The sequence below is a fragment of the Sphingomonas sp. 37zxx genome, assembly GCF_000786205.1.
Taxonomy (GTDB): Bacteria; Pseudomonadota; Alphaproteobacteria; order Sphingomonadales; family Sphingomonadaceae; genus Sphingomonas.
Genome location: NZ_JROH01000027.1, coordinates 24,100 through 46,066, shown reverse-complemented (window position 1 = coordinate 46,066; position 21,967 = coordinate 24,100). Strand labels below are relative to the sequence as shown.

The 21,967-nt window shown below is 65.2% G+C and carries 18 protein-coding genes and 1 pseudogene; 8 read left to right on the top strand and 11 right to left on the bottom strand.

The window, feature by feature from the left end:
* Positions 1–23: 23 nt before the first annotated feature.
* From QU44_RS11655 to QU44_RS17815, 3 genes are all read right to left on the bottom strand, one after another.
* Positions 24–992 (bottom strand): aldo/keto reductase, encoded by a 969-nt coding sequence (locus tag QU44_RS11655; RefSeq protein WP_033922368.1) that lies wholly within the window; start codon positions 990–992, stop codon positions 24–26.
* Positions 989–1,168 (bottom strand): hypothetical protein, encoded by a 180-nt coding sequence (locus QU44_RS11650; protein WP_156141118.1) that lies wholly within the window; start codon positions 1,166–1,168, stop codon positions 989–991. Before QU44_RS11650 ends, QU44_RS11655 begins: the two co-directional genes overlap by 4 nt.
* Positions 1,169–1,266: 98 nt before the next feature.
* Complete coding sequence (locus QU44_RS17815; RefSeq protein ID WP_033922364.1) at positions 1,267–1,578, bottom strand: hypothetical protein; 312 nt, start codon at positions 1,576–1,578, stop codon at positions 1,267–1,269.
* 171 nt (positions 1,579–1,749) lie between these two features.
* Between QU44_RS17815 and QU44_RS11640 the strand changes: the two genes are divergently transcribed.
* The 4 genes and pseudogenes from QU44_RS11640 to metH all read left to right on the top strand — a co-directional run bounded on the left by QU44_RS11640 (position 1,750) and on the right by metH (position 7,610).
* Positions 1,750–2,718 carry an ArsR/SmtB family transcription factor gene (locus QU44_RS11640; protein ID WP_033922362.1) on the top strand — a complete coding sequence of 323 codons (969 nt, stop codon included), beginning with the start codon at positions 1,750–1,752 and terminating at the stop codon, positions 2,716–2,718.
* Positions 2,715–3,656 (top strand): methylenetetrahydrofolate reductase [NAD(P)H], encoded by a 942-nt coding sequence (metF, locus tag QU44_RS11635; RefSeq protein ID WP_033922360.1) that lies wholly within the window; start codon positions 2,715–2,717, stop codon positions 3,654–3,656. Before QU44_RS11640 ends, metF begins: the two co-directional genes overlap by 4 nt.
* Positions 3,657–3,775: 119 nt before the next feature.
* Positions 3,776–4,822 (top strand): homocysteine S-methyltransferase family protein, encoded by a 1,047-nt coding sequence (locus tag QU44_RS11630; RefSeq protein WP_033922358.1) that lies wholly within the window; start codon positions 3,776–3,778, stop codon positions 4,820–4,822.
* 102 nt (positions 4,823–4,924) lie between these two features.
* Positions 4,925–7,610 (top strand): annotated as a pseudogene (gene metH / locus QU44_RS11625) (methionine synthase).
* 104 nt (positions 7,611–7,714) lie between these two features.
* Here metH and QU44_RS11615 read toward each other — a convergent pair.
* A complete protein-coding gene (locus tag QU44_RS11615; protein WP_033922353.1) occupies positions 7,715–8,923 on the bottom strand; it encodes a cation:proton antiporter in 1,209 nt (402 codons plus the stop codon).
* 135 nt (positions 8,924–9,058) lie between these two features.
* Between QU44_RS11615 and QU44_RS11610 the strand changes: the two genes are divergently transcribed.
* The gene (locus QU44_RS11610; protein ID WP_033922351.1) at positions 9,059–10,111 is read left to right on the top strand and encodes an alanine racemase; all 1,053 of its coding nucleotides are present in this window, start codon (positions 9,059–9,061) and stop codon (positions 10,109–10,111) included.
* 96 nt (positions 10,112–10,207) lie between these two features.
* Here QU44_RS11610 and QU44_RS11605 read toward each other — a convergent pair whose 3' ends face one another.
* The 3 genes from QU44_RS11605 to QU44_RS11595 all read right to left on the bottom strand — a co-directional run bounded on the left by QU44_RS11605 (position 10,208) and on the right by QU44_RS11595 (position 15,734).
* The gene (locus tag QU44_RS11605; RefSeq protein WP_231621721.1) at positions 10,208–13,303 is read right to left on the bottom strand and encodes a TonB-dependent receptor domain-containing protein; all 3,096 of its coding nucleotides are present in this window, start codon (positions 13,301–13,303) and stop codon (positions 10,208–10,210) included.
* Between the two features lie 162 nt (positions 13,304–13,465).
* Complete coding sequence (locus tag QU44_RS11600; protein WP_033922349.1) at positions 13,466–14,638, bottom strand: acetyl-CoA C-acetyltransferase; 1,173 nt, start codon at positions 14,636–14,638, stop codon at positions 13,466–13,468.
* A gap of 25 nt (positions 14,639–14,663) precedes the next feature.
* Complete coding sequence (locus QU44_RS11595) at positions 14,664–15,734, bottom strand: alpha/beta fold hydrolase (protein WP_331377464.1); 1,071 nt, start codon at positions 15,732–15,734, stop codon at positions 14,664–14,666.
* 15 nt (positions 15,735–15,749) lie between these two features.
* Between QU44_RS11595 and phaR the strand changes: the two genes are divergently transcribed.
* Complete coding sequence (phaR, locus tag QU44_RS11590; RefSeq protein WP_033922348.1) at positions 15,750–16,313, top strand: polyhydroxyalkanoate synthesis repressor PhaR; 564 nt, start codon at positions 15,750–15,752, stop codon at positions 16,311–16,313.
* A gap of 21 nt (positions 16,314–16,334) precedes the next feature.
* On the opposite strand, the gene QU44_RS11585 is transcribed toward phaR, so the two are convergent.
* Positions 16,335–16,742 carry a TlpA family protein disulfide reductase gene (locus tag QU44_RS11585; protein ID WP_081988004.1) on the bottom strand — a complete coding sequence of 136 codons (408 nt, stop codon included), beginning with the start codon at positions 16,740–16,742 and terminating at the stop codon, positions 16,335–16,337.
* 91 nt (positions 16,743–16,833) lie between these two features.
* Here QU44_RS11585 and QU44_RS11580 point away from each other — a divergent pair, with 91 nt between their 5' ends.
* The gene (locus QU44_RS11580; protein WP_081988003.1) at positions 16,834–18,816 is read left to right on the top strand and encodes an energy transducer TonB; all 1,983 of its coding nucleotides are present in this window, start codon (positions 16,834–16,836) and stop codon (positions 18,814–18,816) included.
* A 173-nt stretch (positions 18,817–18,989) separates the two neighbouring features.
* Here QU44_RS11580 and QU44_RS11575 read toward each other — a convergent pair whose 3' ends face one another.
* On the bottom strand, positions 18,990–19,796 hold the full coding sequence (locus tag QU44_RS11575; protein WP_033922344.1) for a class I SAM-dependent methyltransferase: 807 nt from the start codon (positions 19,794–19,796) through the stop codon (positions 18,990–18,992).
* Between the two features lie 53 nt (positions 19,797–19,849).
* Here QU44_RS11575 and QU44_RS11570 point away from each other — a divergent pair, with 53 nt between their 5' ends.
* Positions 19,850–20,050, top strand: coding sequence for a hypothetical protein (locus tag QU44_RS11570; RefSeq protein WP_033922343.1), 201 nt, complete (start codon positions 19,850–19,852; stop codon positions 20,048–20,050).
* Positions 20,051–20,057: 7 nt separating this feature from the next.
* Here QU44_RS11570 and QU44_RS11565 read toward each other — a convergent pair whose 3' ends face one another.
* Both QU44_RS11565 and QU44_RS11560 read right to left on the bottom strand, forming a co-directional pair.
* A complete protein-coding gene (locus QU44_RS11565) occupies positions 20,058–21,245 on the bottom strand; it encodes an aspartyl protease family protein (protein WP_197054301.1) in 1,188 nt (395 codons plus the stop codon).
* 202 nt (positions 21,246–21,447) lie between these two features.
* The gene (locus tag QU44_RS11560) at positions 21,448–21,855 is read right to left on the bottom strand and encodes a DUF3597 domain-containing protein (RefSeq protein ID WP_033922342.1); all 408 of its coding nucleotides are present in this window, start codon (positions 21,853–21,855) and stop codon (positions 21,448–21,450) included.
* Between the last annotated feature and the right edge of the window lie 112 nt (positions 21,856–21,967).

Sequence of the window (21,967 nt, the reverse complement as noted above, 5' to 3'; positions counted from 1 at the left end):
CCAAGCCCTTTTTCAGCAGCCTGTTAGACGCCGGCTTCGTTTAGGGCTTCCAACTGGTCCTGGCTCAGGTCGAGTTCCCAGCCGTCGATCAGTTCGTCAAGCTGCGCGACGCTGGTAGCGCTGGCGATCGGGGCGACGACGCCTTCCTGCGCGGCTAGCCAGGCCAGCGCGATCTGGGCGTGGGTGGCGCCGGTCTGGTCGGCGACCGAGTCCATCGCGCTCAGGATTTGCGCGCCCTTGCCCTCGAGTAGTGCGGCCATGCCGTGCCCGCGCACGCTTTGGCCAAGGTCTTCAGGCTTGCGATATTTGCCGGTGAGGAAGCCCGAGGCGAGGCCGTAATAAGGGGCGACGCCGATATTATGCTCGACGCACAGATTTTGCAGCTCGCCTTCGAATTTGTGGCGGCTGACCAGATTATATTCGGGCTGAAGCACGCGGTAATGCGGCAGGCCCTGTTCACGCGCGAGGTCCAGCGCCGATTTCAGCCGCATCGCGCCGAAATTCGACGCGCCGATCTCGCCGACCATGCCGGCGTCGATCAGCGCAGCGAAGGCGGCGAGGACATCGGCCTGCGGCACATCGGGGTCGTCCTGATGCGCGTAGTACAGGTCGATCTGGTCGACCCCCAGCCGATCGAGCGAGGCGCGCGCGGCGGCGGCGATGCGCGCGGGGGCAAGGCCGGTGCCACCGTCGCCGGGGAGCATCCCCACCTTGGTCGCGATCAGCACGCGGTCGCGCATGCCCGATGCCTTGAGCCAGCGGCCGATCAGCGCTTCGGATTCGCCGCCGACATGGCCGGGCACCCAGGCTGAATAAATGTCGGCAGTGTCGATCATCCGCCCGCCGCGCTCGACATAGCGATCGAGGATGGCAACGCTGGTCGCCTCATCGGCAGTCCAGCCAAAGACATTGCCGCCCAGCACCATCGGGGGTGTCTGCATCGTGGTTGCGCCCAGCGTGCGAAGGGCGATCGGGGCGTGGTGGCCGGTCATGGCGCGGTTCCTTCATTGGCAATGGCGTTGAGCGAGACGCTGTCGGTGTCGAGCATCTCGGCGGCCTGGTTGAGTTCGCGCGCTTCGTCGGGGCTGACCCCGCCGGGGGCGGTGGCGGCGGGTTCGCCGCAGCCGGCAAGCGCTAGCGGGAGCAGCAACAGCAGGATCGGGCGCATCGGCATCCTCGCACGGGTGGGGGGTAGGGCGGGTGAAACAAAGAGGGCCGCGTCTTTCAACGCGGCCCCCTGGCAGATCGATCCGTTGGCCGAAGCGATCAGCGCTGCATGTCGCGGCCGACTTTCTCGACCTCTTCGCCGGTTTCGCGCGCGGCGTTGTCGGCAGCGGCTTCGCTGCGGTCGCCGGCGTTCTCGAGCGACTGGCCGGCCTGATCGATACCGTTCTCGGCCGCGCCAAATGCCTGCTCGCTGGCGGCTTCGACGTCCGAAGCGGCTTCGCTGACGGTCGTTTCGACGTCGGTGGCGATCGCGTTGGCGGCCTCACCCGTCTCGTTCTGCGCGGTTTCACTGCAAGCGGCCAGGCCCAGGGCGGCGGCGGCGGCGATCGGAAGCAGGAACAGGTTCTTCATAGGATTACCTTTCTTCGATACGAACATTCCGGCCCAAGGCGACAACGCCGACACGGGCTGAAGGAGCCTCTGTACTGTTGCCAGGCCAAGCGCGCAAACCGCGCGGTGGTTCCCAAAGGACAGGTAAGACGGCGATTGACCACATATAAAGATATCTTTATATGTCGATCCATGGAAACCGCTACAGAGACCTTCCGCGCCCTCGCGGATTCGACGCGCTTGCGCATCCTGGCGCTGTTGCGGTCGATGGAATTGTCGGTGGGCGAGCTGGCGCAAGTGCTGGGGCAAAGCCAGCCGCGCGTCAGCCGGCATGTCAAAATCCTGTGCGACGCCGGGCTGGCGGTGCGGCGCAAGGAGGGGAGCTGGGTGTTCGTGGCGCTGGGCGAGGCGCGGCGCGTGATGCCCGCGCTCGACGCGCTGGATGCGTGGAACGAGGATTCGCCCGATCACTGGGCGGTCGCCGATAGCGCGAGGCTGGCGGCGGTGCGCGCCGATCGGGCGGCGTCGGCGGCCGAATGGTTCGAGGCGAATGCCGGGCAATGGGATGCGATCCGATCGCTGCACGTCGCCGAAAGCCAGGTCGAGGCAGCGATGCTGCGGGTGCTGGGCGACCGCGCGATCGAGCAGTTGATCGACATCGGCACTGGCACCGGGCGGATGCTCGAGCTGTTCGGGCCGCGCGCTGAACGGGCGCTGGGCATCGACCGATCGTCGGAAATGCTGCGGCTGGCGCGGGCCAAGCTGGCCGAGCGCGGGCTGGAACATGCCGAGCTTCGTCAGGCCGATCTCTATGCATTGCCGCTGGGCGATGGCGATGCCGATGCCGCGATCCTGCACCATGTGCTGCATTTCGCGCAGCAACCGGGTGCCGCGATCGTCGAGGCGGGGCGAGTGCTGGGACCAGGCGGGCGGCTGCTGATCGTCGATTTCGCGCCGCATGAGCGCGAGGAACTGCGGCTGCGCGACGCGCATGCGCGGCTGGGCTTTTCAGATGAACAAATGTTGGGATGGTTCGGCACTGCCGGGCTGGCGCCGGTGCAGACCGAGACGCTGGAAGGTGGCGAACTGACCGTGAAATTATGGCTTGCCCGCAAGCGCCCCATCGGGGCTGGGCAGCGCAAATTGGAGGTTGCGGCATGAACCTGTCGGTTGGACAGCTCGAAGAAGCGCGGCGCGCGCTGGATGCGCCCTTGTTTGCCGATGTGGCGGGCGATTGCGCGGTATCGTTCGAATTCTTCCCGCCCAAGAACGAGAAGATGGAAACGACATTGTGGCAATCGGTCGAGACGCTGACGCCGCTCAATCCGCGTTTCGTATCGGTTACCTATGGTGCCGGCGGATCGACGCGGGAGCGGACGCATGCGACTGTGGCTCGGATTGTGCGCGAGACGCCGATCCCGGCGGCGGCGCATCTGACCTGTGTCGAGGCGAGCCGCGCCGAAATCGATGCGGTGGCCGAGGAATATTGGGCGGCAGGCGTTCGCCACATCGTCGCGCTGCGCGGCGACATGCCGGTGCCCGGTGCGAAATTTGAACCAAGGCCCGATGGCTATGCCAATGCCGCCGCGCTGGTCGAAGGGTTGCGCCGGCTGCACCCGTTCGAAATCTCGGTCGCCGCCTATCCTGAAGCGCATCCTGAATCCTTCGATCAGGCCGCCGACCTCGACAATCTGAAGCGCAAGCTGGATGCCGGGGCGACCCAAGCGATCACCCAGTTTTTCTTCGAGGCCGAGACCTTCTTTCGCTTTCGCGATGCGGCGGCGGCGGCGGGGATCGATGCGGCATTGGTGCCGGGCATCATGCCGGTGACGAACTTTGCGGCGGTCCAGCGCATGTCGGCGATGTGCGGCACCTATGTCCCCGAATGGATGGGGCGGCTGTTCGAAGGGCTCGACGCGCATCCCGAGGCGCGGCAATTGGTGGCGGCGACGCTGGCGGCGGAATTGAGCCGCAAGCTGTATGCTGGCGGGGTGCGGCATCTGCACTTCTACACGCTCAACCGCGCCGAATTGAGCTACGCGATCTGCCATTTGCTGGGGCTTCGGCCGCAGCCGGGCGAGGTGCGCGCGGCGGCGTAGCTTTTTCCTCCCCTCCCGCTTGCGGGAGGGGCCGGGGGTGGGGCTTTCAATGGCTTCATGCTCGGTGAGACACTCCCCACCCCCGACCCCTCCCGCAAGCGGGAGGGGGGAGATTTGAAATGACCCCACGCCAACAATTTCTCGCCCAAGCCGCGCAGCGTATCCTGATCACCGATGGTGCGTTCGGGACCGAGATTCAGAACTGGAAATTGTCCGAGGCGGATTATGCCGGGACATTGACGCTGGGTCGCGATCAGAAGGGCAACAACGACATCCTGGCGCTGACCAAGCCCGAAGTGCCCGAGTCGATCCACCGCGCCTATTTCGAGGCGGGGGCCGATATCGCCGAGACCAACACCTTTTCGGCCAATCGGATCAGCCAGGCCGATTATGGTGCCGAGGGGCTGGTGCGCGAGATCAATGTCGAAAGCGCGAAGCTGGCGCGGCGGCTGGCCGATGAGTTCGCGGCCAAGGATGGCCGCCCGCGCTTCGTAGCCGGCGCGATCGGGCCGACCAACAAGACGCTGTCGCTTAGCCCCGACGTCAATGATCCGGGGTTTCGCGAGATTGATTTCGATTACCTCAAGGACGTGTATCGCGAACAGATCGACGCGCTGCTCGAAGGCGGGGCCGATTTCATCCTGATCGAGACGGTGTTCGACACGCTCAATGCCAAGGCAGGCATCATGGCGGCGATCGAGGCGGGCAATGACATGGGGCGCGACGTGCCGATCATGCTGTCGATGACGCTGACCGACCTGTCGGGGCGCAACCTGTCGGGGCATACGGTCGAGGCGTTTTGGTGCGCCGTTCGTCATGCGCGGCCGCTGACGATCGGGCTGAATTGCTCGTTCGGGGCCGAGCAGTTGCGCCCGCACGTTCGCACGCTTTCTGACTCCTGCGACACGCTGATCATGGTCTATCCCAATGCCGGGCTGCCCAACGAGCTGGGCGAATATGACGAGATGCCGGTGACCACCGCCGGCCTGGTCAAGGAATGGGCCGATGCGGGGCAGGTGAACGTGCTGGGCGGCTGCTGCGGATCGACGCCGGCGCATATCAAGGCGATCGCCGATGCGGTGGCCGGGCTGCCGCCGCGCGCGATGCCGGTGCCGCCGGTGCAGACCAAGCTGGCCGGGCTGGAGCCGTTCGTGATGGCGGCCTGATCTCCCTGTCACCCCGGCGAAGGCCGGGGCCCAGAGCCAAGTGCGGCGTCGCCTGTGACCCTGGGTCCCGGCTTTCGCCGGGATGACGAATTAGGATTTACAATGACCACCCCCTCTTCGACCAATTTCGTCAATATCGGCGAACGCACCAACGTCACCGGCTCGGCGCGCTTCAAGAAGCTTGTCATGGCGGACGATTATGCCGCCGCGGTCGAGGTCGCGCGCCAGCAGGTCGAAAACGGTGCGCAGGTGATCGACGTCAACATGGACGAGGGATTGCTCGACGCGCATTACGCGATGACGACCTTCCTGAAGCTGATCCAGGCCGAGCCCGACATTGCGCGGGTGCCGGTGATGGTCGACAGCTCGAAATGGTCGGTGATCGAGGCGGGGCTGAAGTGCGTTTCGGGCAAGCCGATCGTCAATTCGATCAGCATGAAAGAAGGCGAGGCGCAGTTCCTGGAGCAGGCGCGCAAGTGCATGGCCTATGGCGCGGCGGTGGTGGTGATGGCGTTCGACGAGGTCGGACAGGCCGACACCAAGGAGCGCAAGGTCGAGATTTGCGAGCGCGCCTACAAGCTGTTGATCGGCATCGGCTTTCCGCCCGAAGACATCATCTTTGACCCCAATGTCTTCGCGGTCGCGACGGGGATCGAGGAGCATAACAACTACGGCGTCGATTTCATCGAGGCGTGCCGCGAGATCAAGGCGCGCTGCCCGCATGTCCATATTTCGGGCGGCTTGTCCAATCTGTCCTTCTCGTTCCGTGGTAACGAGCCGGTGCGCAAGGCGATGCACAGCATCTTTCTGTACCATGCGATCCCGGCGGGGATGGACATGGCGATCGTCAATGCCGGGCAACTCGACATTTACGACCAGATCGACCCCAAGCTGCGAGTGGCGTGCGAGGACGTCATCCTCAACCGCGATCCCGACGCCACCGAGCGGCTGATCGCGCTTGCCGAAACCTTCAAGGGCACCGACGTCGTCGCCGAAAAGGCCGCCGCCGAATGGCGCGGCTGGAGCGTGACCAAGCGGCTGGAACATGCGCTGGTCAAGGGCATCGACCTGCACGTCGTCGAGGATACCGAAGAAGCGCGGTTACAGTTCGCGCGGCCGATCGAGGTGATCGAGGGGCCGTTGATGGACGGCATGAACGTCGTCGGCGACCTGTTCGGCAGCGGCAAGATGTTCCTGCCGCAGGTGGTGAAATCGGCGCGGGTGATGAAGAAGGCGGTGGCGCATCTGCTGCCCTATATCGAGGCCGCCAAGGAGCCCGGTGCCAAGGGCAAGGGCAAGATCATCATGGCCACGGTGAAGGGCGACGTCCACGACATCGGCAAGAACATCGTCGGCGTGGTGCTCCAGTGCAACGGCTTCGACGTGGTCGATCTTGGCGTGATGGTGCCCTGGCCCAAGATCATCGAAGCGGCGAACGAGAATGATGCCGACATGATCGGGCTGTCGGGGCTGATCACGCCCTCGCTCGACGAGATGGTGACCGTTGCCGAGGAGATGAAGCGCGCTGGGATGACGATGCCGCTGCTGATCGGCGGTGCGACGACGTCGAAGGTGCATACCGCGCTTCGGATCTCGCCTGTCTATGACGGGCCGGTGGTGCATGTGCTCGACGCCAGCCGCGCGGTGGGTGTCGCGACGACGCTGGTGAGCGATACCCAGCGCAACGACTATGTTGCCAAGATCGCCGATGAATATGAAGCGGTGCGGGTCGCGCGCGCGAATAAGGGGCAGAGCGAGCTGATCCCGCTCGAGGCCGCGCGCGCTAATGGCTTCGCCGCCGATTTCACGCTGAAGCCTGGCGCGCCCAAGCAGCCCGGGCTGCATGTGTTCGACGCCTGGGACTTGAGCGATCTGCGCGATGTGATCGACTGGACGCCGTTCTTCCGTTCGTGGGAGCTGGCGGGCAATTTCCCCGCGATCCTTGATGACGAGATCGTGGGAGAAAGTGCGCGGTCGCTGTACGAGGACGCGCAGGCGATGCTCGATACGATCGTTGCGGAGAAATGGCTCACCGCGCGCGGGGTGGTTGGGCTGTGGCCGTGTGTTCGTGATGGTGATGATGTGGTGGTGCACGCCGCTGCTTCCCCCCCTCCCGCTTGCGGGAGGGGCCGGGGGTGGGCCTGATGAAGAAAGTCCCACCCCCGACCCCTCCCGCAAGCGGGAGGGGGGAATTGAGACCCGCTTCCCCTTCTTGCGCCAGCAGATCGCCAAGCGTGAGGGCCGGCCCAATATGTGCCTCGCCGATTTCGTCGATCTCGATGGCGACTGGATCGGTGGCTTTGCCGTGGGCATTCACGGAATCGACGAGCATATCGCGCGATTCAAGGCGGGGCATGACGATTATCAGGACATCCTGCTGAAAGCGCTGGCCGATCGCTTCGCCGAAGCCTTTGCCGAGCGGCTGCATCAGCATGTGCGGCAGGAATTGTGGGGCTATGCGCAGGGCGAGCAACTGACCACCGAGGCGCTGATCCGCGAGCAATATCGCGGCATCCGCCCGGCGCCTGGCTATCCGGCGTGCCCCGATCATTCGGCCAAGCCGATGCTGTTCGACCTGCTCGACGCGCCCACGACCACTGGACTGACGCTGACCGAAAGCTTTGCGATGTGGCCGACGGCGGCGGTGTCGGGATTTTACTTCGGGCATCCCGAGGCTTCGTATTTCGGGGTGGCGCGCGTCGGGCGCGACCAGCTTGAGGACTATGCCGGGCGGCGCGGAGTCGATCTGGCGCAGGCCGAACGCTGGCTGCGGCCGAATCTGGACTGACGAAATCCTCCGCAGCGTGGGGAGGGGCACCGCCGCGAGCGCATCGCCTGAGGCAGCCCCCCTCCACCAGATTCGCTGGTCCCCCTCCCCGTGCCGGGGAGGATTTAGGTTGAGCGCCCGATCAGCCCCGCCATCCGCTTCAGCCGGGGCGCGACCATCGGCACCGTCAGCATCGTGCTCGCGACCGCCATCAGCAGCAAGGCGGTGAAGGTCTCGTTGGTGATGATCCGGCGATCGAGCAGGATGTTGGCGAAGATGATCATGATCAGCGCCTTGGTCTGGAGCAGCCAGCCGATGATCGACGCCTCGCCCGGTGCCCATTTGAGGATTCGCCCGGCGATGCCGATGCCGAGCAGCTTGCCGCCGACCGACGCCGCCAGCAGCAGCCCCGCCGCGCCGAACACCGCCAGCCCGCCGACATCCCATTGGGTGCGAAGCCCGGTCGACAGGAAGAATACCGGCATGATCGCCAGCAGAATCGTCTCGCGGAAACGGTCCATGCGTTCCTGATCGAACCACTTGGCGTCGAGCACCGCGCCCGACAGGAACGCGCCGACCATATAATGCAGCCCCGCCCAGTCGGCGGCGAACCCGCAGGCCGCTAACCACACCAGGCTGACATACCAGCGATCGGCCTCTGCGATTCGGCGCATCAGCCGGCGGATCGCCCAGGTGGCGACCGCGAAGGCCGCCAGAAACGCGACTTGCCGCCCGACCCGCTCCCAATCGAGCAGGATCAGCGCCAGCACGCCCCAGATCGCGATGTCGTCGAGGCTGGCATAGCGCAATATCCGCTGGCCCAGCGGCTGGCGCAGGATGTCGAGCTTTTCCATGAACAAGACCAGGATCGGCAGCGCGGTGACCGCGCAGGCCATGCCGATGCCGAGGATGACTTGCCAGGGCTGGCCGGCGGGGCCGGTCCAGCCGGGGGTCTGCAACATGATCAGCGCGGCCAGGCTGCCGAGGATCAGCGGGGTTACCAGCGCCAGCCCCGCGGTAATCCCCGTTTCCCGGCGGCTGGCCCAGGCCTGGCCCAGATCGAGCTCGATCCCGGCGATCCAGACGAAGATCATCACCCCCCACCAGGCGATGCCGTTGAGCGTGGTGATCACCTGTGGGCTGAAGACGAAGGCATAATAATCGGGAAAGGCCGCGCCGAGCACGCCGGGGCCAAGCAGCACCCCGCCGACGATCTGCACCACCACCAACGGTGCCCAATAATCGGTGCGGCCCAGCCGCCAGACCAGATACGGCACGCTGAAGATCAGCAGCATCGCGATCAGAAAGGTTTCGGTAAGCGTCATTGCGTGCATGTGTTTCCCCCGCCGCGCGGCGTAGCGGGGATTGTCGGGGGGAGACAAGGGGACCAAGGGCACCGGCGGACGCGGATAGGGCATGTCCGCGCGGCGGCATTGCCCAGCGCGTGCCGGGCCGGTACGCGCTGGGGCATGACTGATATTCCCGCCCCCCTTCGGCTTCACCTCGACGGCGCGGCATTGGTCGCGAATTGGCGCATGATGGCGGCGATCAGCGGGGATGCGGCATGCGGTGCGGCGGTGAAGGCTGATGGTTATGGGCTGGGTGCGCGCGCGGTGGTGCAGCGGCTGGCGGCGGCGGGATGCCGTGACTTTTTTGTCGCCACCTGGGCCGAGGCCGAGGGGCTGGCCGATCTGGTTGCGGCGCAAGGGATTGCGCTGTCGGTGCTGCACGGGGTTCGCGCCGAAGATATGGCGGCGGCGATTGCCGGCCCGGCGCGGCCGGTGCTCAATACTGCCGCGCAATTGGCGCGCTGGCGCGAGAGCGGTGGCGGGCGTGCCTGCGACGTGATGGTCGATAGCGGGATGCACCGGCTGGGCGTGTCGGTGGCCGAGATCGCCGACGGGCTGCTCGATGGCCTGACGATCGAGACGCTGATGAGCCATTTGGCCTGTGCCGACGAGGATTCGTCGATGAACGAGCGCCAGCGCGCGGCCTTTGCCGAGCTGGCGGGGCGAACCGGGGCGCGGCGGATGAGCCTTGCCAATTCGGCGGGGGTGGCGCTGGGGCAGGGTTATTGCTTCGATCTGACGCGACCGGGGATCGCATTATATGGCGGCGTGCCTAGTGCCGCGCTGGCGGGGCGGATCGCGCAAGTGGCGTTCCCGCAGGCGCAGATATTGCAGCGGCGGCACGTGCCGGCGGGCGGCGCAGTGGGATATAACGCGACCTGGATCGCGCCGCACGATACCGAGGTAGCGATCCTGAACCTTGGCTATGCCGATGGCTATCTGCGCGGCTTTTCGGGGACCGGCATGGCGAGCGCGGGTGGCGCGGCACTGCCGGTGATCGGGCGCATATCGATGGACCTGACCGCGATCGACGTATCGGCGGCCCGCGACCTGGCCGAGGGTGACTGGGTGACGATCGACTATGCGCTGCCGGCGGCGAGTGTCGCTAGCGGGCTGTCGCAGTACGAGTTGCTGACGGGGCTGGGCCGGCGGTTTGCGCGGGTTTGGGGATAGTTGGAGCGGTTTGCTGCCCGCCAATCCGCCGGAACCGGCCAAAAAAAGGGGCCGGGCTGAAGCCCGACCCCTGATCCAGCCAGTCTGATCGGTAGATCAGAACTTGGCGACGAAGCCGACATAGCCGTAGCGGCCACGAACGTCGTAGATGCCCGAGCCTGCGCCGACGCCGGTCAATCCGAGCGGCGGCAGCTTTTCGGTGATGTTGTCGACACCGAGGTACATGTTGAATTTCTCACTGATGTCATAGTCGACACGCAGGTTGTGGTACATGACCTCCGGGTAAAACTGAATTGGAGCATAGTCGAGGTTTTCGGGTGCACGACCCTGCAACGAGTTAAAGTCCTCAAACGTATTCAGGAACTGCTTGTCTAGCCAAAGGCCTTCATAGCCGAAGCTGAAGCTGCCGAACTTTGCACCGACGTTGATGTTAAACTGGTTTATCGGATCGTTGAGTTCACCGCGCAGGCGATTGGCGAAATCAGGCTGTGCCGGATTAAGGAAGTTATCCCGCTGCAGAACGTGCGTGTAGATGCCGCGGAACGACAGCTCGCCCCATGAGAACTTCTTGCGATAGCTCAGATTGGTATCGATGCCGCGTGCCTTGAGCTTCGCGAAGTTCAGCGTCGACTGCAGCAGCGAGGCTTCGAGAACCTGATTGGCGACTTCGCCTCGCGGACCGCCGCCCGAACCTGCTCGCTGGAACAGCGAGCAGAAGGGATTCCCCAGGGTCGGCTGATCATAGCATTGATTGAGGATGGTCTGTGCAGCCACGGATTCGATCACGTTATCCACCGTGATGTCGTAATAATCGACCGAGAGCGAGAACCCTGGCATGAACCGCGGCTCAAGCACGCCGCCAAGCGTCAGGCTGGTGCTCGTTTCCTGCTGGAGGTTAGGGTTGCCGCCGCTGATGATCTCGAGCGACTGGACATAGACGAAGTCATACCCGGTCGGGATGCCTGCCGCGAGGCAGTTAGCCGCGCGGAATTGCGAACCGGTGGCAATGTTTCGCGCCGAGCAGGGATCGCCGACGGTGGCAAAGTTCTGGCTCTGCGCCGAGAATAGTTCGGACAGGTTCGGTGAACGGATCGACCGCGAATAGCTGCCGCGCAGACGCAGATCGGGGATCGGCGCATAGTCGACGCCGCCGCTCCAGGCGAGCACGGTGCCGGTAGCATTGTTGTAATCAGCAACGCGTGCCGAACCGATAACGGTCAGCGCGTGGAAGAACGGAACATCCTTCAGCAGGGGGATCGAAACCTCCGCGAACGCTTCCTTCACCTCGAATGCCGGCGCATCGAAGGTGGGAATCGCGTTGTAGAAGGCGTAGCCGGCCTGAGTGATGTCATCGAGATCGTAGAAATTGGTCTCGCGACGATATTCCGAGCCGACCGAGAATGCGATCGGGCCACCGGGCAGCTCGAACAACTGGCTGAGATCACCCGACATATAGCCCGATGCGACGAACTGCGTAATTTTGCCCTCTGCATTGGACTGTACGGTCAGATAGTCGCGTACCGCCTGAGAAGAGGCACCTGCGCCAAACGGGTTGAGCGGAACGCAAGCGGCAACGTCAGTCGCGAGAATGCCTGGATTGCCGCCGACATAGTCGATCCGCGCTGCGGGATCGATCGAGGAGCGGCAAACGATCTGGCCGTTCGCAGGATTGCGAACCGAGTCGATCGCCAGAAGATACCGCTGGAGGTTGATGTTGCCGGCGATCTCGTTCTGCTCGCGATGCTCACCATAGTTGAGCGACAGTTCGTAGTTCCAGTCGTCGTTGAAATCGCCACGGATGCCACCGACGATGCGGTAGGTCTCGCGCGTGATCTCCTCGTCCCGAATGCCGAACTCAACGAAGTTCTTGCGGAGCGAGAAGCGAGTCGCGTCGGTGATTGCGGTCGCCCCACCAGCGCGAAGCTGTGCCTCGATCGTGGCGCGTGCCTGTGGGTTCAGGTACGGATTGTCGAGTCGGGGACGCTCACGATTATTTGCAGGATTGTCACCGAGCGTCGTGCCCTGCGCGAACAATGGACCCGAAACCGAACCGAACGCCCGCGTCCGAACATACTTGGCCTCAACGAAGGTTACCAAAGCTGGCGACACTTCGAACTTGCCGAGCAGGTTGACCGAGATGCGTTCCAGGTCGGGCGACAGAGTCAGTAGCTGACCTTCGCGTCCGGTCTGTCCGTTGCCGCCGACGTAGTTGCCGTTCGGGGCAAGGCCGATGCGCTGTCCGGTCTGCGACACCAGCGTGCCGTCTGGCTGAAACAGGAAATTGCAATTGAACGCTGCACCCGCGCCGTCTCGCCCGCATGCACCCGAAGGGCTGGCGAAGCCGAGTTGGCCACCGGGTGAAATTGTCGACGAACGGAAGTCGCGGAAGAAAGCGCGATCGGGAACGCCATCCGATCCGTTTGGAGATCCAGCAGGATCGGCATCGACGATGATGAAGCCTTCAGGCGTGCGGAAGGCAGGCCGGCCCGAGCCGAAATATTGCGACTGATGCGCGTATTCGACGTTGACCGCGACGTTGCCACGACCTTCGGCGAAATTCTTACCCACAAGCATCGAGACATACTGATTGCCTGCATCGGCGTGATCGACATTCAGACCGCTTTGCCCGCGGATCTGGAGACCGTCGAAATCATCCTTCAGGACGAAGTTCACGACGCCGGCAATCGCGTCCGATCCATAGATCGACGACCCGCCGCCAGTGGTGATGTCGACACGCTCGATCAGGTCGGTTGGGAAGGTGTTGATGTCAGGCGAGACGCCGTTGACCAGGATGTCGCCAGCGACATGACGACGGCCGTTCTGGAGGACCAGCGAACGCTGCGTACCCAGACCGCGAAGATCGATCAGGTTGATGCCGCGCGTTCCCAGGAACCGAGTCGAGTTCTGCTGGCTGAACGTATTCCGCAGTTGCGGCAGATTGTTGAGGATGTCGCCGATCGAGACCTGCCCGGTTTCGAAGAACTCTGCACCAGCGATCGATGTGATCGGCACCGTCGATTCGAGATTCGGCTGGCGGATGCGCGAGCCGGTGACGATGACGGTCTGGCCATCGTCTTCCTCTTCGGTGGTGGTTTGCGCCGTATCCTGCGGCGCGGCCGCGTCGGCAGTAGTTTGCGCGAACGCTGCCTGCGGAACGGCAAATGCGGCACCGGCGAGCATCGTCGCCGACATCCATCTTGAAAGCTTCATCTCGAGTCCCCCATTTTATCATTTCCTGAACACAGGATTGCTAAAAAGAAGCGTAAGCGGGTGCGACCGGCAAGGTAGTTTCTGAGGTAACGTAATTTTCGGTCGCGGCGTGTGACCAAAACGTCACACGCCGCGTTTCGGACTTTACCGCTCGACACACATGGCGATGCCCATGCCGCCGCCGATGCACAGCGTTGCCAGCCCCTTTTTCGCATCGCGCTTTTGCATTTCGTACAGCAGGGTCGTCAGCACGCGCGCGCCCGATGCGCCGATCGGGTGGCCGATGGCGATCGCGCCGCCATTGACGTTTACGCGCTCGGCGTCCCAGCCCATGTCCTTGCCAACGGCCAGCGCCTGCGCGGCGAAGGCTTCATTGGCTTCGATCAGGTCGAGGTCGCCGACGCTCCAGCCGGCCTTTTCGAGCGCGCGGCGGCTGGCGGGGACGGGGCCTATTCCCATGATCGAGGGATCGACGCCGGCGCTGGCGAAGCTCTTGATCGTCGCCAGCGGAGTGATGCCGCGGCGCTTGGCTTCGTCGGCGGTCATCAGCACCAGCACGGCGGCACCGTCGTTGAGGCCGCTGGCGTTGGCGGCGGTGACGCTGCCGTCCTTCTTGAAGGCGGGGCGAAGGCCGGTGATGCCGTCGACGGTCGCGCCGGCGCGGATATATTCATCGTCGCTGACGATGGTGTCGCCCTTGCGGCCCTTGATCGTGACCGGGGCGATCTCGTCCTTGAAGCGACCGGCGGTGCGGGCGGCTTCGGCGCGGTTTTGCGAGCGGACCGCGAACTCGTCCTGATCGGCGCGGGTGACCTGATATTGCTCGGCGAGGTTTTCGGCGGTGATGCCCATGTGATAGCCGTTGAAGACGTCGATCAGACCGTCCTTGATCATCGTGTCGACCAGGCTGGCGTCGCCCATCTTGGTGCCTGCGCGCATCGGCAGCGCGTGCGCCGACAGCGACATGCTTTCCTGGCCGCCCGCGACGACGATCGTGGCGTCGCCATTGGCGATCGCCTGCATGCCCAGTGCTACCGCGCGCAGGCCCGAGCCGCAGACCTGGTTGACGCCCCAGGCGGGGACTTCCTTGGGAATGCCGGCGGCCATCGATGCCTGGCGCGCGGGGTTCTGCCCCTGTGCGGCGGTGAGCACCTGGCCGAGGATGACTTCGGATACGTCCTCGCCCTTGATGCCCGCCTGTTCGAGCGCGGCTTCGATCGCGATTCGGCCGAGTTCGTGTGCGGGGGTGGCGGCGAACGCGCCGAGGAAGCTGCCGACGGGGGTGCGCTTGGCGGCGGCGATGACGATTTCAGGCATGCAGACTCTCCTTGAACGTTTGCGCCTATCTACGCGAGGGGACGGTGGTTAGCCAGTCGGCGAGTGGTTCCCACAATTGCGTGCGAGCCGATGAACCGACGATCATGCCGACATGCCCTGCGCCCAAGGTGCGCGAGTCGGGCAGGCCGATCGCACTGGCGGCGGGGACGATCCGGTCGTTGGCCGAGACGAACTCGACCAGCGGGCAGGCAAGCGCGTGCGGATCGACCAGCGTGCCGCCGATATGCCAGCGCCGGGTGCCGGGCAGGTCGGCGTCGAACAGATCGCCGAACATCTGGCGCGCGGCGGCATAGGCGATCGGCGCGCCGCCATTGGCCCAATCCTCGAGCGCGACGAAGCGGCGTGCGGCTTCGCTGTCGGGAGCGGTATCGGCAAAGGACTCGAACTTGCCGATCGTGCGCGCGGGGTCGAGCCGCCAGAAGCCTGCCTGCAGCACCTCGATCGGCACCAGGCCGAGCTGGTCGCAGGCGGGCTGCGCGTCGGTCCATAGGCTGGCGATGTCGGCGCGGGCGGCTTTGCCGAAGCCCGAAAAATGCCAGGGCGCGGCGATGAGCGCGACGCCGGCAACGGGCAGGCGCGCGGCGGCGGCGAGCGCGATCGTGCCGCCCAGGCAATAGCCGACCAGCAAGGGCGGCTTGCCGATGCGGTGCAGCAAAGGCCGCAGCAATTGTTCGACATGCCAATCGAGATCCTGCGCGCGATCGGCGGGGGTGGGCTCACCCCAGTCGACCAGCAACGGGGCAAAGCCTTGGCTCGCCAGCCAGCGCAGCAGCGAGGTTTCAGGCGACAGGTCGAGGATGTGCGGCGGATTGATGAGCGAGGGGATGAACACCACCGGACGGCCGGCATCGGCGTACTGCCGCAAGGTTGCGCGGCCGGCGCTGGCGATGATCGTGCCGGTTTCGATACGCGGCGCGCGGGGCGCGGTCTGGTACGCGCGAAGCCCGGCGAGCGCACGGGCGCGGCGTTCGGGCGCACCTTCGGTCTCATTTCGGAGCATTTCCAGAAACAACGGCAGTGGTCGCGGCACTTGTTGCGGCGCAGTATCGAACGGTGTTACGGTTACGTCAGTCACTTGCGAGGGTCGTCCATGAAGAAGTCAACGCCAGACGGTGGGCCCGTCATCGTCAAGAAGTACGCGAACCGCCGTCTCTACAATACCGAGACGTCGTCTTACATAACCCTCGAACATCTCGCGGTGATGACTCGCGAGGGGCGGGACTTCAAGGTGGTCGACGCGCGGACCGACGAGGACATCACCCATAATGTGCTGACGCAGATCATCATGGAAGAGGAATCGCGCGGCGGGCAGACGATGCTGCCGGTCAGCTTCCTGCGCCAGTTGATCAGCCTGTATGGCGACAGCATGCAAGCGATGGTGCCGGGCTATCTGGAAGCGTCGATGGACAGCTTCAGCCGCAACCAGGAAAAGTTCAAATCGGCGGTCGAGGGGGCATTTGCCCATTCGCCCTTCGCCGAAATCGCCAAGCGCAACATGGAGATGTTCGAGGCAGCGACTGCGGCGTTCAAGAATGCGGGCGTCGTACCCGCTGCCGGGACTGCTACCGCGCCGAGTGCGAGCAAGGACGACGAGATCGCCGCGCTGAAATCGCAATTATCGGCGTTGCAGGCCAAGGTCGACAAGCTGGCATGATCGCTGCGCGGCGCTGTGCGGTCAGGGTTCGCCCGCCGCGCAGCGTTGCAGCAGCTGGCGGGCGCGTTCGGCGTTCAGCCCGCGATTGCTGGCGGCGCAGGGCTTGCCCTTGCCGTCGGTCAGCACGGCATAGGGCAGGCCGACCGCGGCTTGCGTCAACGCGCGGCGGCGTTGCCGGTCTGCGGCGCTATTGATCGGCCAGCGATTTTGCGGGGGCAGATCGCGCAGCATGGCGCGGGTGGCGCGAGTGTCATCATAGGCGACGACCATCGTTCGCGCGGGGCGGGCAGCGGCGGCGATGGCGTCGAGCTCGCGAAGCTCGGCATGGCATGGCGCACACCAGGATGCGACGAACAGCAGCACGGTATCGCGCGGGATGGTCGGCTCCTGCGCGAAACCTGGCGAGGCGGCCGCGAGGCAGGCCGCCAATGCTGATACGATTGATCGCTCGCGCGAAAGAAACCCCCTCGACGACGTTGGGTTTGCCAGCCTAGGTTGCTGATAATCGGGGGATTCGGACATGAAAAACAGCACGATCATTTCGTCGATGGCGCTTGCCACCACGACCATGATGGCCGCGATGACGGCTCGCGCGCAAGAGGCTTCGTCATCGTCGATGACGGCGCAGCAGCAATTTGATGCGGCATCGACCGCGGTGGAGGACGGCAATTGCACCGAGGCGGTGGCGCGGTTTGAAACGATCGAGAAACTACCCGCCGCGCGCCGCGAAGGATTTCTGAAATCGGCGATCGCGGTGCGGAAGGGGCGTTGCCTGGCCAGGCTGGGGCGCGGGGACGAGGCCGAAGGATTGCTGCGCGCCGGATTGCCCGCGCTGACGAAGGCGGGCGAGAGCTTCAACGCCGAGGTGCGCGAGGTGCATCTGACGCTGGCACAGCTTTCGCGCTCGCGGCTCGATTACGACGCGGCGATGGTCGAGGCGAAGGCTGCGCTGGCGCTGTCGCAAGGTACGGCGCGCCTTAGCCCGTTAATCTTGCTGACGTCGCTGGCGAGGTTCGATACCGGCGGTGACGCGGTCGATTATGCCAAGGAGGCGTTTGCGCTGGCGAAGGCAGGCGGGGGTGACAAAACTGCCCTGGCACTGATCCAGACCGAGCATGGGCTTGCGCTGTTAAACCAGGGGCAAGCGGCAGCCGCCTATCCGATATTGAAGGAAGCGCTGGCCAATCAGGGCGGGCTGACGATGCAGGTGAGCCTGGCGCAGGTGGCGACGCGCGGCGACCTGGCATTGGCGGCGTCCTTGCTGGGGAAGCGAGAAGAAGCGGGCAAGTACCTTGCCTACACCGGTGCGGGACGCATTGCCGATGCCCCGTTCCGGCGCGCGGTGTCGATGGATGCACCGCCTTGCGGCGAAACGACCGGGCTGACGCCTCAGGACCTTGCGATCGTCGAATTCGGGATACGCGAAGACGGTTCGGTGGTCGATCCCCAGCCCATCTATGCCACCGGCGGTCGCGCCGGCGCGCTGGCATTTGCCAAGGCGGTGGCCGCATGGTCATGGGCGCCCGACCAGATCAAGGACATCCCGGTCTTTTATCGTGCGGCGACCCGGATCGAAATGCGGTGCACCACCGGGGCCAATGGCAATGAGTCGGTGTTCACGCCGCTCGACGAAGTAACCGCCGCCTGGATCGACGGAAAAGGGGTGGCCGGGGTCAACCCGGACCTGCCCGACGCGCAGCAATTGCCGTTGTGGCAGGCGGCCCTGCTGAAGGCGAGTGCCGACGGCGACCAGGCGGGCGAATTTGCGGCAAGCTGGTGGCTGGGCAGATCCCAACTGGTCGAGCCGAAAGAACGCCAAGCGCATCTGGTTCGGGCAGTTGCCCTGGCCGATGCGCTTTCCGCGCCGACAGCGGTGAAGGGGCGTTTGGCGCTGGAAGTGCCGGAAAAACCGGACATGCGGCCGGCTGCGCGGCGGCAACAGTTTCGCGCGCTGCTTGCCGACCCGCGTTATGCTGGCGATCCGCTTATCGCATCGACGCTGCGCCTGCAGATCGCGGCATCCGGCTATGGCCTGCGCCAGCCCGAGGATGTGACGGCATTGCTCGATGCGGTCATTCAGGAGCCGGCGCTGCCGGCGCAGCATTCGCTCAAGATCGCGGCATTGCTGCGGCGCGCCAATCTTGCCGCCAAGGCGGGCGATCTCGCTACCGCGCAGGCGCAATTCCAGCAGACCGGGCTGACCGAGCAGCAATGCGCGCTGATCGGGGTCAAGCCTGCGCTACGCAAGACCAACGTCAGTTCGAACGACTATCCGATGCTGGCACAGCAAATGGGCTTTGAAGGATGGGTCAACCTGGAGTTCGACGTCGCCGCCGATGGAAGGACGGTTCAGCCGCGCGCGCTTTTCGCCTATCCGCCGCTGACCTTCAGCGACGCAGCGGTCGATGCCGCCAAGGGATTTCGGTTCGAAGCCAGCTATCGTCCGAGCGGTGGTACGGCTTGCGCAGCCAACCGGCAGGCAATGGCGTTCGCTCGCCCCTGAAGTATGATGACTTGGCGCCGACGCGGATGGGGCGTCCTTGCCGCGAAGGCGGGAGTCCATAACCACTGCACTGGCATATGGATTCCCGCCTTCGCGGGAATGACGAACAGAAGATCGATGGATCAACCTATCGTCATCCCGCTCTAGCGGCGAACGCCATCGCAGGACCGGGGTTATTTGGGCTTGCGGAACTTGATCGTCATGCGGTCGCTTTCGCCGATCGCTTCATATTTGGCGCGGTCGACGTCCTTCAGGCGGAATGAGGGGGGGAGCGTCCACACGCCGTCGGCCCAGTCGGCGGTGTCCTTGGGATTGGCGTTGATCTCGGACTGACCAGCGACTTCGAAGCCTGCCTTTGTCGCGAAGGCGATGACGCTGCTGGTCTTCATATAGCCGCTCTTTTCCTCGAGCGCTGAATCGCGTGCTTCGGGCAGGCGGTGTTCGACCACGCCGAGGGTGCCGCCTGGCTTGAGCATGGCAAATGCTTCGTTGAACACCGCCTGGGCCGCGTCGGCACCGCCGAAGCGCCAGTTATGGACGTTGCGGAAGGTGAGCACGACGTCCGCCGTGCCGGCTGGGACGGTGGGTTCGCCTGGCTTGGCGGGGAAGGCGGCGACCTTCACCTTGCCATAGGTGGCGGCGTCTTTGGCGATCAGTGCCTGGACGGCGCGCACGCCATTGGGCATCGGCGCGGCGGCGTAATAGGTGCCGCCGGCGCTGAGATAGGGGGCGAGGATTTCGGTGTACCAGCCGCCGCCGGGATATAGCTCGACCACGGTATTGCCGGGGCGCACGCCGAAGAACGCCAGCGTTGCGGCGGGGTGGCGATAGCGATCGCGCAGCTTGTTCGCCGGCGTCCGGCTGGGGGCTTCGATCGCTGCCTTTAGCGGGGGCTGTTGTGGCTGCGGCGCGCCGATCGCGACGCTGGCGGCGGCGGCGACGGTGGTCGCAAGGGCGATGGCGGCAAGGGACTGGCGCATGACGATTCCTTCGGCGATGGAGTGCGTTTGAAAATTAGGCTGGTGGCGTAACGATGCAAGCGTGGTTTTGGACGCATAAGGCCTGGGTCGCGGTGGCTGCATTGCTGGCGGTAGCGCTGCTGGCCGGGGTTGCCGAGCATCGCCGCACGCGCCGCGCCGATTGGGATCGGGTGGGCGTGGTATATTGGCCAAGCGTGCAGATGTTCGCGCTGATCGGCGCGTTCATCGCCGCATTGCTGGCGATCCGGGGTTGAGCGCGGGTCAATAGAATTGCTTCAGCGTCAGCCGCCGCTCGGTGCCGTTGCACAGCCCAAGCTTCACGGTGCGCCCGGCCTTGCCCGCCGACCAGCCGGTGTCGACGCTGCCGCCCGCAGCGACGGCGGGGATCGCGGTGCCATCGACGGTGCAGATCAGGTCGCCGGTGCGCCAGCCTGTCGCCGCCGCCGGGCTTCGGCGCATGACGTGCAGCACGCGCAGGCGGCCATGGTCATAGCCCACCAGCAAGCCGCTGGTTGAGCGCACCGGCACGCGATCGGCATTCTTGCCCGGCAGCATCACCATATGCCCGGCGCGCGGATCGAGCAGGACGCGATAGCGCTGCAACAGGGCCGATCCGATGCGGCCCGAGGTGCCGGTCAGGTCGGAAAAACCGCCCTTGCCCTCGATCCGCACTTCGACATTGGTGAGCGGCTGGCTGCCCAGCCGGGCGGTGGGCAGGATCGCGAGGTCGGTTTCGATCTGGCCGCCCAGGCCAAAGGCGACCGCGCTGGTTAGGGCGGCGGGCCGCGCGCCCGACAAGGCCCAGGCGGCGCGCGACAACGTCAGCGCCGATCCGTCGCCGGTATCGACGATCAGCGGGCGCAGGCGGCGATTGCCGATCGTCACTTCGCTGATGAACACCTTTGATCGCGGGCCGATCGACAGCGGCACGCTTGCGCCCTTGAACGGCATGCGGCCGCTGGGGAGCAGGCGGAAACGGCTGGCGTCGAAATCAATGTCGAGCGCGCAGCACGACAAAATGTCGCTGCCGACCAGCACTTCGACCGGCTGGGCGCTGCCGGTGGCGATCGCCTTGAGATCGACCACCGCGAAGCGCCCGCCGGTGCGCTGCAAGCCGCCAAAGCCGAGGGTACGGGTGGCGACCCAATTGACCGGGACCGTGCCGCCGATCGCTTCGGCCTGTGCGGCGGGGGCGCGGGCGGATTCGAGCCGGGCGGCGCTGGCGAAACGTTGCGAGGCGACGCTGAAGCTGACCCCGGTATCGAGGATGGCGGTGGCGCTCTGGCCGTTCACCTGTATCGTGAAGCGAAGCTGGTTGCCGGGGGTTAGGGTGAAATCGACCCAGCGGGCTTCGCTGTCGGCGGTTAGCGATACCCCCGCCACGGCGGTCGACAGCGCGGCGGGGGGCGATTGCGCGGGGGCCGCTGTGACGGCGAAAAGCAGGGGCAACGACGCCAGCCGGGGGAGGTGCATGCGCCGAAGGTAGCGCGCGGGTTCGGCGAAGCGAAGCGGAATCGGGGTGGGGTGTTTTGGTGCCAGAACCCATTCGTTGGTCGGCGCGCTTGCCGGAGCACCATACTTCTTTCGCTACCCCAGTGAGAAGGAAGGACGGCACTTCGACAAGCTCAGTGCGAACGGGGAGGGGAGTGGTTCAGGCGGCGGTGTCTGCGCCGAGCTGTTTCATGACGGCGGCGTGCAGCCAGATGTTCATTTCAGCCGACCCGTCCTTCGCGCCGGTATAGCCGAGTTCGGTCGCCAGTTCCTTGCGGTTGTCGAGGCTCGAATCGAGGTCGAGCAGCTTCATCAGGTCGACGATCGAGGTGCGCCAGTTGAGGTCGGGATTGCCCTTGAACGCGGCGAGTTCGACCAGCCGCTGTCCGGCGGACTGCGCCACCGGGGCGGCGGGGGAGGGAGCGGCAGGCGCAGTCGGCGCGGCGGGGGCTGGTTGCGGCGTCGGCGCGGTGGGGGCGGGGGCTGGCTTGCCGCCGATATAGCCTTCGCCCATCGGGCCGCCATTTTGCCCGAAAATCGCGTCCTTGATCTTGCCGAAAATGCTCATGCGCTACCGCTCCTGTGCTGGTTCGGGGGAAGAACGCGCCGGGCGGCGATAGGGTGCCGGTGGCAGGATTATTCGGCGGCGTGCATTGCCGAAGCGGGTCGGCGGGACGACA